15 protein-coding genes are annotated in these 14119 nt (G+C 67.2%); 6 read left to right on the forward strand and 9 right to left on the reverse strand.

The genetic code is table 11. The annotated features are described in order from the left end of the window. Window positions 1-6: 6 nt before the first annotated feature. From EV657_RS17035 to EV657_RS17045, 3 genes are read right to left on the reverse strand one after another with little or no spacing between them, the layout of a single operon-like run. Window positions 7-912, reverse strand: a complete 906-nt coding sequence (locus tag EV657_RS17035) for a branched-chain amino acid ABC transporter permease (protein WP_075784437.1) — start codon at window positions 910-912, stop codon at window positions 7-9. 59 nt (window positions 913-971) lie between these two features. Further along, window positions 972-2258, reverse strand: a complete 1287-nt coding sequence (locus EV657_RS17040) for an ABC transporter substrate-binding protein (RefSeq protein ID WP_113668910.1) — start codon at window positions 2256-2258, stop codon at window positions 972-974. A 28-nt stretch (window positions 2259-2286) separates the two neighbouring features. Then, on the reverse strand, window positions 2287-3252 hold the full coding sequence (locus tag EV657_RS17045) for a cyclase family protein (protein ID WP_134079023.1): 966 nt from the start codon (window positions 3250-3252) through the stop codon (window positions 2287-2289). A 190-nt stretch (window positions 3253-3442) separates the two neighbouring features. Here EV657_RS17045 and EV657_RS17050 point away from each other — a divergent pair, with 190 nt between their 5' ends. Together EV657_RS17050 and EV657_RS17055 are read left to right on the forward strand one after the other, a co-directional pair. After that, a complete protein-coding gene (locus EV657_RS17050) occupies window positions 3443-4567 on the forward strand; it encodes a zinc-binding dehydrogenase (RefSeq protein ID WP_134079025.1) in 1125 nt (374 codons plus the stop codon). 36 nt (window positions 4568-4603) lie between these two features. Then, entirely contained in the window at window positions 4604-5530 is a 927-nt protein-coding gene (locus EV657_RS17055) for a LysR family transcriptional regulator (protein WP_113668908.1), read from the forward strand. A 7-nt stretch (window positions 5531-5537) separates the two neighbouring features. Here the strand turns inward: EV657_RS17055 and EV657_RS17060 are convergent, their stop codons facing one another. The 6 genes from EV657_RS17060 to dapA all read right to left on the reverse strand — a co-directional run bounded on the left by EV657_RS17060 (window position 5538) and on the right by dapA (window position 11282). Continuing rightward, window positions 5538-7058: an AMP-binding protein gene (locus EV657_RS17060; protein WP_075784442.1), complete on the reverse strand. Its 1521-nt coding sequence runs from the start codon at window positions 7056-7058 to the stop codon at window positions 5538-5540. Continuing rightward, complete coding sequence (locus EV657_RS17065) at window positions 7055-7471, reverse strand: DUF3830 family protein (RefSeq protein WP_075784443.1); 417 nt, start codon at window positions 7469-7471, stop codon at window positions 7055-7057. The genes EV657_RS17060 and EV657_RS17065 overlap by 4 nt, the downstream gene beginning before the upstream one ends. Before the next feature lie 11 nt (window positions 7472-7482). Then, window positions 7483-8769 carry a TRAP transporter large permease gene (locus EV657_RS17070; protein ID WP_113668906.1) on the reverse strand — a complete coding sequence of 429 codons (1287 nt, stop codon included), beginning with the start codon at window positions 8767-8769 and terminating at the stop codon, window positions 7483-7485. Further along, a complete protein-coding gene (locus tag EV657_RS17075) occupies window positions 8769-9284 on the reverse strand; it encodes a TRAP transporter small permease (RefSeq protein ID WP_113668905.1) in 516 nt (171 codons plus the stop codon). Before EV657_RS17075 ends, EV657_RS17070 begins: the two co-directional genes overlap by 1 nt. Window positions 9285-9364: 80 nt before the next feature. Beyond that, window positions 9365-10339 carry a TRAP transporter substrate-binding protein gene (locus tag EV657_RS17080; RefSeq protein ID WP_113668904.1) on the reverse strand — a complete coding sequence of 325 codons (975 nt, stop codon included), beginning with the start codon at window positions 10337-10339 and terminating at the stop codon, window positions 9365-9367. A gap of 61 nt (window positions 10340-10400) precedes the next feature. Next, a complete protein-coding gene (gene dapA / locus EV657_RS17085; RefSeq protein ID WP_113668903.1) occupies window positions 10401-11282 on the reverse strand; it encodes a 4-hydroxy-tetrahydrodipicolinate synthase in 882 nt (293 codons plus the stop codon). A gap of 118 nt (window positions 11283-11400) precedes the next feature. On the opposite strand from dapA, the gene EV657_RS17090 reads away from it, so the two are divergent. From EV657_RS17090 to EV657_RS17105, 4 genes are all read left to right on the forward strand, one after another. Beyond that, the gene (locus EV657_RS17090; protein ID WP_113668902.1) at window positions 11401-11766 is read left to right on the forward strand and encodes a tautomerase family protein; all 366 of its coding nucleotides are present in this window, start codon (window positions 11401-11403) and stop codon (window positions 11764-11766) included. Window positions 11767-11833: 67 nt separating this feature from the next. Next, on the forward strand, window positions 11834-12976 hold the full coding sequence (locus EV657_RS17095; protein WP_134079027.1) for an acyl-CoA dehydrogenase family protein: 1143 nt from the start codon (window positions 11834-11836) through the stop codon (window positions 12974-12976). After that, the gene (locus tag EV657_RS17100; RefSeq protein ID WP_134079029.1) at window positions 12973-13416 is read left to right on the forward strand and encodes a MaoC family dehydratase; all 444 of its coding nucleotides are present in this window, start codon (window positions 12973-12975) and stop codon (window positions 13414-13416) included. Before EV657_RS17095 ends, EV657_RS17100 begins: the two co-directional genes overlap by 4 nt. Before the next feature lie 2 nt (window positions 13417-13418). Next, entirely contained in the window at window positions 13419-14117 is a 699-nt protein-coding gene (locus EV657_RS17105) for a GntR family transcriptional regulator (protein WP_113668899.1), read from the forward strand. Window positions 14118-14119 lie beyond the last annotated feature (2 nt).

The following is a 14119-nucleotide window of genomic DNA, read 5'->3' on the forward strand; positions in this document are numbered from 1 at the left end:
GTCTCCTCAGATCTTGCGGGCGGACGAGCTGCCGAAGAGGCCCTGCGGCCGCACCGACAGCACCGCGACCATGATCGCATAGGGCACGAGCGTTGCCGCCTCGGGCCAGACATAGACGGCGAAGGACCGCCCCAGCCCGATCATCAGCGCGCAAAGCGCCGCGCCCTCGATCTGGCCGAGCCCGGCGGTCGCGACGACGGCGAAGGACAGCACGATCATGTCGGCGCCCATCCCCGGCAGGATCGAGGTGGTGGGCGAGGCCAGCGCGCCGCCCAGCCCGGCCAGCGCCGCGCCGACGATGAAGGTGAACAGGAAGACCTTGTCGGCGTCGATGCCGATCGACTGCGCCGCCTCGCGGTCTTCGGTGGTGGCGAGGATCAGCTTGCCGATGATGGTGTGGCGCAGGAAAAACCGCATTCCCAGCAGCAGCGCCGCCGCGACCGCGGGCAGCAGGATCAGCTGATAGACGGTATAGGTCACGCCCAGCACGGTGACGTTGCCCAAAGCCTGCAGCGCCGTCGCCTCGAAATAGGGCCGCGTGCCCCAGACCAGCCGCTGGACGTCCTCGAGGATCATGAAGACCGCGAAGGTGACCAGCAGTTGCAGCACCTCGGGCTTGTCGTAGATCCGGCGCAGCAGCAGCCATTCGATGGGCCCGCCCAGCAGCAGGCCGACCAGCACCGCCGAGACCAGCATCAGCGGAAAGGCGAGGATCGGCGCCAGCCCCATCGCCAGCGCCCAGCCCGACAGCGACACGGTGGCATAGGCGCCGATGGCGTAAAGCGAGCCATGGGCGATGTTCAGGATGCGCATCACCCCGAAGATCAGGGTCAGCCCCAGCGCCACGATGAAGACGAGCGCGGCATAGGCGATGCCGTCGAAGAGCGCGAGAAGGAAAAGCGTCGGCGTCATGTCGGGTTCCGGTTGGGCAAATGCCGGACGGGCGGGGGTGCCCGTCCGGCCGTCCGGGCTCAGTCGGCGTAGGTGGCGACGCCGACCTGATCGAGGAAGCTCGCATCGAGCCCGCCGATCCAGTCGACCGAGACCTCGCCCACCGGCGCGGTGATGTCGGCGCCGTCGAAGATCATGATGTTCTCCAGCGTCGCGAAGGGGTGGTCCCCGGTCTGCACGCTGGTCGCCATCAGCTGCGCCTCGATCCCCTGATGATCCTCGCGGATCGTCACCGGACGGCCGAGCCCCTGGAATTCGAGCCCGGCCATGGCGGCCAGCACCTGATCCTCGTCGGGCCAGTCGCCGCCATTGGCGGCGATCGCCTTTTCATAGACCGCCTGCAGCGCGGCGAAGGCCTGCGCGGTGTGGAACACCGGATAGACCGAAATCTCGCCGGTCTTTTCCTCGTAGCGCGCCATGAAATCCTTGAACGCGTCGTCGTCGCGGCGTTCGGGATGGCGGAAATAGTGATCGCCGCGCGCCCCCACGATATGGCCCGAGGGCAGGCTTGACCCCAGCCGTTCCAGCGAGGATTCGGCCAGCGGCAGCACGAAGGTCGAGCTGTTCATCAGACCGCGCTGGGCCGCCTGCTGCACGAAGGTGTCGAGATCGCCGCCCCAGTTGGTCGAGAGGATCACGTCGGGCCTCAGCGCCTGCAGCCGCGAAATCTCGGTCGAGAAGTCGGGCGAGCCGAATTTCGGGAAGAACTCGCCCACCACCTTGACGTCAGGCTTCATCGCCATCAGCGCGGTGCGGAAGATGTCCCAGCTGTCGCGGCCCCAGGCATAGTCCTGGTTGACGACGGCGATGGTCTTGAAATCGGGATGGGTCTTCAGCAGGTAGATCACCGCGGCCAGCATTTCCGGCGTGGCGTTGGCCTGGGTGCGGAAGACGTATTTGTAGCTGTGTTCCTCGAAGATCTTCTGGGTGCCGCAATCCCACATGAAGTTGATGACCTTCAGATCCTCGGCCAGCGGCGCCAGGGTCTGGCAGTTGCCCGAGGAAATCGCCGCGAACATCACGTCGGCGCCGCCCGATTCCGCGAGCCTGCGGTATTCCGAGGTCAGCGTCTCGGCGCCCGCGCCCTCGTCGATGAAGCTGACCTCGACCGGCACGCCGCCGATCCCGCCTTGGGCGTTGATCGTCTCGACGAGGATCTCGGCCGCGTTCTTCGCGGGGACGCCGAAGACCGAGGCGGGCCCGGTCAGGAATGTGGTCATGCCGACCTTCAGCGACGCCGGTTTGTCGGCGGCCGCGGCGGTCAGCGGCATCGCGGCGCAAAGCGCCGTCAGCAGCCAGGTCTTCATCCGGTTTTCCTCCCTGTTTTCCGGTTCTCTAGCGGATCGCGATGGGGTTGATGATCATCTGCACCGCCCCCTTGATCCGGGCCTGTCCCATCACGAACAGAAACTCGTGCACCCCGTCCCGGGCCAGCGCGCGGGTGTCCATGTTTTCAAGGATATAGATGCCGTGCCGGGGCTGAAGGATCTGATGGGCGCGAAACGCCATGCCCTCTTCCTCGGCGGGCACCACCTCCATGCCCCAGGTATCGGCGCCGACCGCCATCACCCCGAGCCCGGCCAGGTATTCGGCGCCGCTGACGCCAAGCCCCGGCTCGGCCGCGCCGAAGCGGTCCGGGTCGGGCGCCGCGCCGTCCAGCAGGTTCATCCAGTTCGAGTTGAAGAGCACGATATCGCCTTCGCGGATCTCGACGCCCTGCGCCTCGGCCGCCGCTTTCACGTCGTCTTCGGTATAGGCGGTGCCTTCCGCGACCATGTCGGTGCCGAAATGCGCGGCCATGTCCAGCATCACGCCGCGCCCGACCAGACCCGGCAGCTTTTCAAGCCCCAGTTCGGTCAGGCCCGAGGCGCTGGCGAAGTCGGGCAGGCTGCGGCCGCCGTAATAGGTGTGGTCGATCCCGGCATGGCCAAGCCCGTCGATCTGCGGACCGATCCCGAGCCAGCCCATGAAGATGTCGTCGTTATAGGTGAACCGGTTCTCACCCAGCCCATGGGTTTCCGTCTGGTTGGGCTGCAGCACCGTCACCGACAGGCTGCGCGGCGGAAAGGCGGGCGTGTCCGATCCGACGATCATCCCGAGGCTGTAGACCTTGCCCTCGGTCACCAGCCCGGCGGCGTCGCGTACCCGTTCGGGCGTCATCCGGTTGGCCGCGCCCAGTTCGTCCTCGGGGCCCCAGGGCGTCGCGGCCCAGTCGGGCGCCGTGTCGTCGGCAAGGGCCGCGCTTCCCGCCGCCAGCGCAGCGCAGAAGGACGCGGCACGAAGTGTCGCTTGGCAGTTCATCTCTTCCTCCCCAAGAGTGAAACTGCGCCGAGCCTAGGAGAGGGTCATCGCGCTGACCAATAGCTTGCCGCGCTTTCCGTTATAGCTTTTGCCTATGGCCCGGCTAATATCGCTTTGCGCGCCGGGCGGGGACGATAGGCTCGGCATGGGACAAGGCCGGATCAACCGGCGGACCTGGGAGGAGCTTTCCATGAAGATCGAGGCTGCCGTGCTGGAGCGCGGCGGGATAGAGAAGGATTTCGAGGCGGCAGAGGCGCTTGCGGTGCGCCAGCTCGATCTGGAGGCGCCCGGTCCGGGCGAGGTGCTGATCCGGCTCGCGGCGGCCGGGGTCTGCCATTCGGACCTGTCGGTGATCAACGGCACCCGGCCGCGCCCGGTGCCGATGGTGCTGGGCCACGAGGCGTCGGGCCATGTCGAGGCGGTGGGCGCGGGCGTCACCGATCTGGTGCCCGGCGATCACGTCGTCTGCATCTTTGCGCCCGGCTGCGGCAGCTGTACCCCCTGCGCCGAGGGGCGCCCGGCGCTGTGCACCCGCGCGGCCAAACATCACGGCGTGGGCGAGCTGATGACCGGGCATCGGCGGCTGTCGATGGACGGGCAACCGGTGCATCATCATGTGGGCGTCTCGGCCTTCGCCACACATGCGGTGCTGGCGCGGCCCTCGCTGGTCAAGGTCGAGGCCGACATCCCGCCGCATATCTCGGCGCTGTTCTCCTGCGCGATGCTGACCGGCGCGGGGGCGGTCTTCAACACCGCCCGCGTCATGCCCGGCAGCAAGGTCGCGGTGGTGGGCCTGGGCGGGGTCGGACTGTCGGCGATCCTTGGCGCGGCCGCGGCGGGCGCGGGCGAGATCGTGGCCATCGACCCCTTCCCCGCCAAGCGCGAGGCGGCGCTGGCGATGGGCGCGACCCATGCGGTGGCGGCCGATGACGATACCGTGGCGGCCGTGCGCGATCTGACGGGCGGCGGCGTCGACGTGGCGCTGGAGCTGGCCGGTTCGGTCCGGGCGCTCGAAACCGCCTATGACGTCACTTGCCGGGGCGGCACCACCGTCACCGCGGGCCTGCCCCATCCCGACGCGCGAATGCCGCTCAACGCCTTGAAACTGGTGGCGGAAGAGCGCTCGCTCAAGGGCAGCTACATCGGGTCCTGCGTGCCGCAGCGCGACCTGCCGCGGATGTTCGCGCTGCATGCGCTGGGGCGCCTGCCGGTCGAGAAGATGCTGACCCACCGGCTGAAGCTCGGGCAGATCAACCTGGCGATGGACCAGCTCGACCGGGGCACAGCGATCCGGCAGGTGATCGAGTTCGACTGACCGGGCGCTGTCGCGGCGCAACAGGGAGGACGAGGCTTGGACATCCGGCAGCTGCGCTATTTTCTGGCGATCTCCGAGGCGCGGTCGATTTCGGCGGCGTCCCAGGCCATTGGCGTGGCCCAGCCCTCGCTGTCGCAGCATGTCCGCCGGATGGAGGACGAGCTGGGCGTGCAGCTGGTCGAACGCTCGCCGCGCGGCACGATCCTGACCGAGGAAGGGCGGGTGCTGGCCGAACATGCGCGCCACATCTGCGCCAGCGTCGACCGCTGCGTCGCCGACATGCACGAGTTGACCGGCGTCCTGCGCGGCCGGGTCAGTTTCGGGATGCCGCCGTCGGTCTCGATGGTGATGTCGGTGCCGCTGGCCGAAACCGTGCGCCACGACATGCCCGAGGTGCGGCTGAGGACGGTCGAGGCGATGAGCGGCTATATCAAGACCTGGGTGCAGGACGGCACGGTGGATATCGGCTTTCTCTATGACCTCGAGGGGGTCGAGCATTTCCGCCACACCCATGTGCTGCAGGAGGATCTGTATTTCCACTCCTCGCCCGATGCCTGGCCGCTCGACACGCCCGCGGGCACGCCGGTGCCGCTGCGCGCGCTGGAAAGGCTTGACATGGTGCTGACCTCGAACGGGCTGCGCCATCTGATCGAGAAATACTGCGTGGCCAACCGGGTCACGCTGAATGTCGTGGTCGAGATGGATGCGATGACCCAGATCAAGGAGCTGGTGGCGCGCGGCTCTGGCTATACCATCCTCGCGCCCGCTGCGGCGCAGGATTTCGTGGCCCGGGGCGAATTGCTGCGCACGCCCATCGTCGAGCCGCGCATGACCCGGCCGGTCTATCTGGTGACCAACCCGGCCCGGGCGATGACCCGGGCCTGCCGCGCGGTGGGCCAGCTGACGCTGGATGTCTCGCGCGAACTGGTGCGGCGCGGCATCTGGGAAGGGCTGACGATCTGAGGTCCGGTCAGGCGTCGGGATCGGGGACCGCGCCCAGGTCGCGCGGTTCCAGAGCGGCGCGGAGCGCCTTGCGGCGGATCTTGCCGAAGCCGTCGCGGGGGAGGGTCAGGCGCAGCTCGAACCGCTTCGGCACCTCGGCGGGCGCCAGATGTGCGGCGCAGAAATCGTGCAGCTCGGCCGGATCTGGCGTCGTGCCCGGGGCGGGCACGATGCAGGCCACCACGCGCTGGCCCCAGTCGCGGTCAGAGACGCCCACCACCACCGCGTCGGCCACCTGCGGATGGCGCAGCAATTCGGCCTCGACCACCTCGGGATGGACCTTGATCCCGCCGGTATTGATGATGTCGTCCGACCGGCCCGCGAGATAAAGATAGCCCTCGTCGTCGAGCCAGCCCATGTCGCCGATGCTTTGAAACCCGTCCTCGTCGCGGCGGGGTTCGGGCGCGTCGGGGCCCAGATAGCGACTGCGGCCGGAAAGGTCCTCGGGCCGCATGAAGATCTCGCCGCGCTCGCGCGGACCCAGCCGCGCGCCGTCCAGCCCGTAGATCCGGATCTCTGTCTCGAAGCCGCGCCCGACCGACCCCTTGCGGTTCAGCCATTCGGCGCCGGTGATGACGGTCTGGCCGGTATTCTCGCCCGAGCCATACATCTCGAAGACGCGGTCAGGTCCCAGCCGGTCGATCCAGGCGGCCTTGAGCCAGGCCGGGCAGGGCGCGCCGGTGTGATAGAAGGCATGCAGGCTGTCGAGCGTCGCGCCGGTGGCGTCGAGCCGGTCCAGCATCCGCACCATCATCGTCGGCACCACCATGGCAAAGCCGACTTGAAAGCGGTCGATGGCAAGCAACGCCCGGTCGGCGTCGAACTTTTCCATCAGGACCAGGCGGTTGCCCTCGAAAAGCCCGTTCTGCGCCCAGGTCTGGGGCGCGTTATGGGCCAGTGCCCCCGCCACCAGCTGCACCTGATCGGCGCGGAACCCCAGCGCGGGCGCGACCCGGCCCCAGCTGGCGCCGGGACTGCGCGTGTAGGGCCGGTCGTCGGCCATCATCTTGGGCAGCCCGGTCGAACCGCCCGAGAGCACGATCTTGCCCGGGCAGGAGACCGCGTCCGCGACCGGGGTCGCGGGGGCGAAAGCCGCCTGGCGTTCCAGCCCGGCGCGGTGCAGATCGCCCGAGCCCGGGGTCTCGGCGATCCAGATCCGGGCGCCGATCCGGGCCTTCAGCGCGGCGGCAAGCTCGGGCGCCAGATGCGGGTCGGCGACCAGGGTCGTCGCCCCCAGCCGCCAGACCGCCAGCGATGTGGCCAGATGGGTGGGCGTATTGGCCAGCCCGATACCGACCACATCGCCTTGAACGACCCCGCGTGCCGCCAGCACATGGGCGATACGGTCGACGGCCACGTCAAGCCTGTCCCAGCCAATCGCCTCTTCCTGCCCGTCGGCGGCCAGAAACCGGACAGCCTCGGCTGCGCCGCGCAGGCGCGCGAGCTGGCGCAGGCGCGCGCCGAAGGTGATGGGCCGGGGGGGTGTCACGCGTCGATCTCTTCGAACAGGATGTCCTGGGCGCCCTCATACAGCACCTTGGGTCCGAGGTCCGCCAGTTTGTCGGTATTCGAGGTCAGGGTGATGAAATGGTTACCCGCAAGCTGGCCGAGCTTCGAGGCGAAATGGACGCCGCCATAGGCCAGCAGGATCTCGGTCTCGCTGATCCCGCCGGGATAGAGGATGATCTGGCCGGGGGCGGGATAGCTGGTGTGGTTCTCATAGCCGAGGCCGAAATCGGTCTCGCCCAGCGGAATCCAGACGCCCTCGCCCGACCAGCGGACATGCACGACCTGGCCCTTGAACGGCATCTTGGCGCGGAACGCGGCCACGGTTTGGGGGGCTGCGTCTTCGAAACGGGCGTCGAATTCGATCCCGGCGATGGTGACCTTGAGTTTCGTCATGGCAGTATCCTTCAGTCGATGAGGCCGGCAAGGCGCGGCAGGAAAAGCGGAAGATCTGGGATCAGCGTCACCGCGACCAGCACGGCGAAGAGCCCGGCCAGCGGCAGCGCGAGTTTGCGGGCAACCGACAGCACCGGCCGCCCGGCCACGCTGGAGGCCACGAACAGCGAGACGCCATAAGGCGGCGTCACCGTGCCGATGGCGCAGTTGAGGATGATCAGCAGCGAGAAGTGGATCGGGTCCACCCCCATCTGGGCGGCGATGGGCGACAGCACCGGCACGATGATCAGGATCGCGGCGATGGTCTCGAGGAACATGCCGACGAACAGGAACAGCAGGTTCGCGATCAAGAGGAACATCAGCGTCGAGGAGGACACGCTGGCGATCCAGTTGCCGAGAAGCTGGGGCACGTTCGCGTTGGCGATGAGCCAGGAAAAGACGCTGGCGGTGCCGATGATCAGCATCACGGCGGCCGACAGCGACACGGTCCTCAGGATCAGGTCGGGCAGGCGCTTGAGGTCGAGATCGCGGTAGAGGAAGGCGCCGACCAGCAGCCCGTAAAAGCCCGAGACGGCGGCGGCCTCGGTGGGCGTGAAGACGCCGCCCAGAATGCCGCCCAGGATCAGCACCGGCATCCCCGCCGCGGGCAGCGCGGCCCAGCCGGTGCGGATCAGCCGGGCGAAGGTGAAGGGCTCGGTCTCGCGATAGGCGGGGCCCCCCTTCCGGGCATGGAAATAGGCGATGACCATCAGGATCGCGATGCACATCAGCCCCGGCACCACGCCCGACAGGAACAGCGCCCCGATCGAGACATTCGACACGACGGCGAGGATCACCATGGTCAGGCTGGGCGGGATGACCTGGGCGATGGACCCGGCCGAGGCGATGATCGCGGCGCCGAAATCGACATCATAGCCCCGGCGGCGCAGCTGCGGCTGCATGATCGCCGAAATCGCCGCCGTGTCGGCCGAGCCCGAGCCCGAGATCGCCGCAAGCCCGGCGGCGGCCAGGCACGAGACCTGCAACAGGCTGCCGATAACCCAGCCGATGACGGCCGAGGCGAACTCGACGATCCGGCGCGAGATCCCGCCTGCATCCATGATCACGCCCGCGAAGACGAAGAACGGGATCGACATCAGCGTGAAGGTGTTCAGCCCGGCAAAGACCCGCTGGCTGACGATGGCGACCGGCACGTCGGTCGTGGTGACCAGCGCGATCACCGCCGAGGCGCCGAGCACGAAGACCACCGGCACCCCCGCCAGCAGCAACAGAACGAAGGCGGCGGCAATGACCAGCATCAGATCGCCTCCTCTTCCTGCCCGGCCGAGGGCGGCGGGAACGGGTCGTCCCAGCGCTGGATCACCGAAAGGAACAGCTCGAGCGCGATATAGGCCGCGCCGACCGGCAGGCAGAGATACATGTACATCATCGGCACCCGAAGCGAGGGCGAGGTCTGGAATTCGCCCATGCGGATCAGCGGCTGGCTGCCCCAGGCGAGAACCGCAAGGAAGGCGGCCGAGACCAGGGCGATGAAGACCAGAGCGGCCCGCGCCCAGGGCCGCGAGAACCGGGCCGGGATCATGTCGATGGCGACATGCTGGCCGCGCGCCATGGCGACGCCCGCTCCCAGCAGCACCAGCCAGATCTGGCAGAAGGTCGCGACCTCGGAGGCCTGCGCGATGGAATAGTTGAACACGTAGCGTCCGGCGACCTGCACCAGCACGGCGGCCATCATTACGGAAAACAGCAGGATCACCACGCCCGAAACCAGCCGGCGCAAGAGAAGCAGGACTTTTTCGATCAGCGTCAGCATGGCGAGCCCCCTTTGGCGGTTACAGATAGGAAAGCCCCGGCCGCGGAGTGTCCGCAGCCGGGATGTCAGGAAGGGGCGGGTTATTCGACCGCCTGCAGAAGCTCGAACAACTCTTTCTGCGCCGGCGTCGTGACATATTCGGCCTGGATCGGCGCGGCGGCGGCGCGGAAGGCGGCGGCGTCGGGATGGGTGATGGTCACGCCCGCCGCCTCGAGATCCTTGACGCGCGCGATATCGCTCTCGCGATAGGTCTGGCGCTGGAACTGGCCCGCGCCCTTGCCGGCCTCGTCCAGCGCGGTCTGCACGTCGGCGGGCAGCGCCTGATAGGCGGCCTCGCCCATGATCACCGGCGCCACCAGTTCGAGCCAGCCGATCATCGCCCAGTCCGGCGACACCTCGTAGAACTTCTTGGCAAAGTAGTTGGTGTTGGCGGCCTCGGCCCCGTCGACCACGCCGGTTTCCAGCGCGCCGTAAAGCTCGGTATAGGCCAGCGGCGTCGGGTTCGCTCCGAAGGCCTTGAAGGTGTCCACATGGGCCGGGTTCTGCATGGTGCGGATCTTCAGGCCCGCCAGGTCGTCCATGGTCTCGATCGGCGTCTTGGTCATGATGTGACGGGTGCCGGCCGAGAAGAAGGTGATCAGGTGGAACCCCTTCTCGCCGAGGATCTCCTGCGCCTTGGCGATCACCGCCGGGTCGCTCAGCGCGCGGTCCATCTGCTCGGCATCCTGGAACAGGAAGGGCAGGCTGAACACCGTCAGGTCGGGTACGAAATTCGCCAGCGTCTCGTTCGAGGTCACGGCGATGCCCACGGTGCCCATCTGGGTGCCCTGGATGCTTTCCATCTCGTCGCCGAGCTGGGCATTGTCGAAGACCTGGATGGTGGCCGTGCCGCCGGTTTTGTCTTCGAGGATCTCGGCCATCTTGCGCATGCCGACGCCATAGGGCTCTTCGGCATTGGCGTTGTGGCTGGCCTTCAGGGTGATGTCCTGCGCGAAGGCCGGCAGCGCGGCCGAGGCGCCGAGCGCGAGGCAAAGGGCAAGGTTCGTCAGTTTCATCAGGCGTTTCCTTTGGTTGTCTCTCTGTTGGGGCGAAGGTCCGCGACCGGACCGGGGGCGTTCAGGCTGTCGCCAGCAGCCCGAGATCGTCGAGAATGCGGCGCAACTCGTCCTGCCGCGCCTGCGGCAGCGGCAGCCGCGGTGGGCGCGGGTCGCCCATCGGCCGGCCGATCATCTTCATCGCCGCCTTGGTGGCCGAGACATAGAGATCGCCCGCCAGCGCGTTGATCAGCGGCAGGCATTTCACGTAGATCTCGCGGCCCTTGGCGGCATCGCCGTCGAGGGTTTCGGTGAACATCTGGGCCGAGAGGCGCGGCGAGATATTGGCCATGACCGAGCTGTAGCCCTCGGCCCCGCAGCGGTAGCTTTCCCAGGGGTAATAGCCCGCGAAGACGGTCAGCCGGTCGCCGCACAGCTCGGTCAGTTCGGTCACCCGATGAACGTTCTTCGAGGTGTCCTTGATGGCGACGATATTGTCGATCTCCGACAGCCGCGCGACCAGCGGCGCGGTCAGATCGACATTGGCGGTGAACGGGTTGTTGTACAGCATCACCGGAATCGAGAGCGCCTCGGCCACCCGGCGGAAATGAGTGAACAGCTCGTCCTCGGTCGGTGAGGAATAGTAGGGCGGGACCAGCATCACCCCGTCGGCGCCCAGGGCTTCGGCATCCCGCGACAGCGCGATTGCCTCGTCGGTCCATTCGGCGGCGGTGCCGATCAGCACCGGCACCCGGCCCGCGGCCTGGCCGATCACCGCCTCGGCGACCTGCCCGCGTTCCTCGCGGGTCAGCGACAGGAATTCGCCGGTCGAGCCCAGCGGCACCAGCCCGTGCGCGCCCTCGGCGATCTGCCAGTCGGTATAGCCGCGCATGGCGGGCAGGTTGATCCGGCCCTCGTCGTCAAAGGCCGTGACGCAGACCGTGTAGCTTCCCCTGAATCTCATCCCGAGTCCTATTTTAGATCGCAAACTGTTTCTTGCAGAATTGATCTGATCATGTATCCGGTCAACATCCGGCCCCGCTCCGGGCGCCGGCCGACCCCGTCCCGACAGGAGATCGCCCATGCCCTTCATCGAAGTCTTCGACCGCGAACCCGTGCAGGAAACACGGGCACTTGCCACCTCCCTGATGACCGATGGTCTCTGCGCAGCATTCGGAATCAAGCCGGAAATCGTCACTGTCTATTATTTTTCGACGCCCGAAAATTCCTACGGACATGCCGGAAAATATGGCAAAAGTGCTGAAGTCTTCCGCATTTTTGCAAAGGTGCATGCCTTCCCCAGGGCGGCCGAGGCCAAGGCCGAGGCGGCGCGCGCCCTGACCGGCGCGCTTTGCCGCGCCTATGGCGCGCAACCCAAGGACGTCATCGTCTACTTCTTCGACCGCGATCCGGGCGATGCCTTCCATGGCGGTGTCGCTTCGGCTTGACCCGGGCCTGTCGGCACGGAATGCTTGTGATCAGATTTATACGGATAGACTCCAAAGGAGATCGCTCTTGGATCAGTTCTTCACCGAAGAGCAGCGCATGGTGCGCGACACCGCGCGCAAGCTCAGCGATCAGGTGATCGCCCCCGCCGCCGCCGCCATCGACCGCGACGATGTCTTCCCCCGCGCCATCTACGAGACCCTTGCCGAGCAGGGGCTGTTCGGCGTCGCCCTGCCCGAAGAGGCGGGGGGTGTCGGGCTCGACGCCATGGCCGCCTGCATCGTGATGGAGGAAATCGCGCGCGGCTCGGGCGCGGTCGGCAATGCCTTCGCGATTCCGGTCGAGGCGGCGCTGTTCCTGAACCATCATGGCAGCGAAGAGACCCGCAAATGGATCCCCGGAATTGTCGAGGGCCGGGTCATTCCCGCCACCGCCGTCACCGAACCCGATTGCGGCTCGGACGTCGCCGCGATGAAGACCACGGCCCGGCGCGACGGCGACGACTATGTCATCAAGGGCACCAAGGCCTGGGTCACCTTCGGCGAGATCGCCGATGTCGTCATGGTCTTCGCCAAGACCGATCCCGAGGCCGGGCATCGCGGCATTTCCTGCATCCTGGTCGAGACCGACCGTCCCGGCGTGCATCGCGGCAAGTCCGAGGATTTGCTGGGGATGCATGGCCTTGCCGATTGCATGCTCAGCTTCGACGAGGTGCGGGTGCCGGTCGCGAACCGCATCGGGCCCGAGCATGGCGCCTTCAAGATGGCGATGGAGAATTTCAACTTCTCGCGGCTGATGATGTCCTCGATGGCGCTGGGCATGACCCAGACCGCGATGGAGGATGCCGTCGCCTATGCCAATGACCGGCGCCAGTTCGGCAAGCCGATCTTCGATTTCCAGGCGATCCAGTTCATGATCGCCGACATGTCAAAGGACATCGCCGCCGCCCGCCTGCTGATCCATCACGCGGCAAAGCTCTACGATGCGGGCCATCCGATCGCGCTGGAGGCCGCGCAGGCCAAGCTGTTCACCACCGACATGGCGCAGGTCCATATCTCGAACGCGCTGCAGATCCATGGCGGCAACGGCTATTCCCGCGAGTTCCGGATCGAGCGGCTGTTCCGCGACGTGCGGCTCAGCCAGATCTACGAGGGTACCAACCAGATCCAGCGCATGATCATCGCACGCCAGGTGCAGAAAGCCTACGCATGAGCCTTTATTTCGAAGACGTCGAGGTCGGGGCGCGGTTCACCACCGCGTCCCATGTGATCACCGAAGCCGACATCGCCGATTTCTGTCGGCTGACCCGCGACCGTCACCCGCTGCATACCGACGAGGCCTATGCCAGGAGGGCCGGGTTCGACGGCATCATCGCCCATGGGCTCTACGGGCTGGCGTTGATGGAGGGGCTGAAGACCGAGTTGCAGCTTTACGAGGACAGCTCCATCGCCTCGCTCGGCTGGAACCATGTCCGCTTCGTCCATCCGATGGTGGTGGGCGACGAGGTGCATGTGGAAATGGAGTTTACCGCCAAGCGCGAAAGCCGGACGCGGCCCGCCGGTGTGATCACCGAGACCGTGTGGCTGCTGTTTCCCGACCGTTCGCCCGGGATTTCCGCCGAGCATGTCTCGTTGATCCGCAAGCGAAACTGACTATGGTCGCGCCCAGCCCGGCCCCGCGCAAGGACAGCAAACTGGAACCCGCCGCCAATTCCGTTGACCAGGCCACCCGCCAGATCCGCGAGGCGATCCTCGCGGGCCGCTTCGCGCCGGGCGAACGGCTGAAGGTGGCCGAGCTGGCGGCCTCGCTGGGCTTCTCGACCATGCCGCTGCGCGAGGCGTTGCGAAAGCTTGAGGGCGAGGGGCTGGTCGAGATCGAGCCCAATCGCGGCGCCACGGTGCGCAGGCTCGACCGCGCCTATATCTCGGACCTGTTCGAGCTGAATACCGAGCTGCGGATCTTCGCGCTCAGGCGCGGGATGCGGAACCTGACGCTCGAGCGGCTGAAGGAACTCGAGGCCCTGGCCGAAACCTATGCCGCGCATCTGGCAGCGGGCGCCGAGGTCGAGGCGCTGGAGATCAACCGCCGCTTCAACGCCCGGCTGGTCGAGTTCGGCGGCAATCGCGAGGCGCTGCGGATGTTCCTGCGCGGCTGGGAGCTGATCTTCGCCTTCCGCCGCAGCTTCGGCTACGGGCCGGGGCGGCAGGCGGTGCTGGCCGAGGAAATGACGCTGATGGTCGAGGCGCTCAGGCGGCAGGATCTGCTGGCGGCCGAGGCGATCCTGCGGATGCAGAACGCGGCGATGATGGAAGACCTCGCCGCGCGGGTCGATCCGGATGGCAGCCGGGCCTGAGC

It is taken from the genome of Rhodovulum visakhapatnamense (assembly GCF_004365965.1).
Taxonomy (GTDB): domain Bacteria; phylum Pseudomonadota; class Alphaproteobacteria; order Rhodobacterales; family Rhodobacteraceae; genus Rhodovulum; species Rhodovulum visakhapatnamense.

What these genes read in the sequence shown, in the direction of transcription:
- EV657_RS17045 (WP_134079023.1), bottom strand. Translation starts at nt 3,252, where the DNA reads ATGAACTGCCAAGCGACACTTCGTGCCGCGTCCTTCTGCGCTGCGCTG.
- EV657_RS17035 (WP_075784437.1), bottom strand. Translation starts at nt 912, where the DNA reads ATGACGCCGACGCTTTTCCTTCTCGCGCTCTTCGACGGCATCGCCTAT.
- EV657_RS17075 (WP_113668905.1), bottom strand. Translation starts at nt 9,284, where the DNA reads ATGCTGACGCTGATCGAAAAAGTCCTGCTTCTCTTGCGCCGGCTGGTT.
- dapA (WP_113668903.1), bottom strand. Translation starts at nt 11,282, where the DNA reads ATGAGATTCAGGGGAAGCTACACGGTCTGCGTCACGGCCTTTGACGAC.
- EV657_RS17080 (WP_113668904.1), bottom strand. Translation starts at nt 10,339, where the DNA reads ATGAAACTGACGAACCTTGCCCTTTGCCTCGCGCTCGGCGCCTCGGCC.
- EV657_RS17040 (WP_113668910.1), bottom strand. Translation starts at nt 2,258, where the DNA reads ATGAAGACCTGGCTGCTGACGGCGCTTTGCGCCGCGATGCCGCTGACC.
- EV657_RS17070 (WP_113668906.1), bottom strand. Translation starts at nt 8,769, where the DNA reads ATGCTGGTCATTGCCGCCGCCTTCGTTCTGTTGCTGCTGGCGGGGGTG.
- EV657_RS17090 (WP_113668902.1), top strand. Translation starts at nt 11,401, where the DNA reads ATGCCCTTCATCGAAGTCTTCGACCGCGAACCCGTGCAGGAAACACGG.
- EV657_RS17100 (WP_134079029.1), top strand. Translation starts at nt 12,973, where the DNA reads ATGAGCCTTTATTTCGAAGACGTCGAGGTCGGGGCGCGGTTCACCACC.
- EV657_RS17105 (WP_113668899.1), top strand. Translation starts at nt 13,419, where the DNA reads ATGGTCGCGCCCAGCCCGGCCCCGCGCAAGGACAGCAAACTGGAACCC.
- EV657_RS17065 (WP_075784443.1), bottom strand. Translation starts at nt 7,471, where the DNA reads ATGACGAAACTCAAGGTCACCATCGCCGGGATCGAATTCGACGCCCGT.
- EV657_RS17050 (WP_134079025.1), top strand. Translation starts at nt 3,443, where the DNA reads ATGAAGATCGAGGCTGCCGTGCTGGAGCGCGGCGGGATAGAGAAGGAT.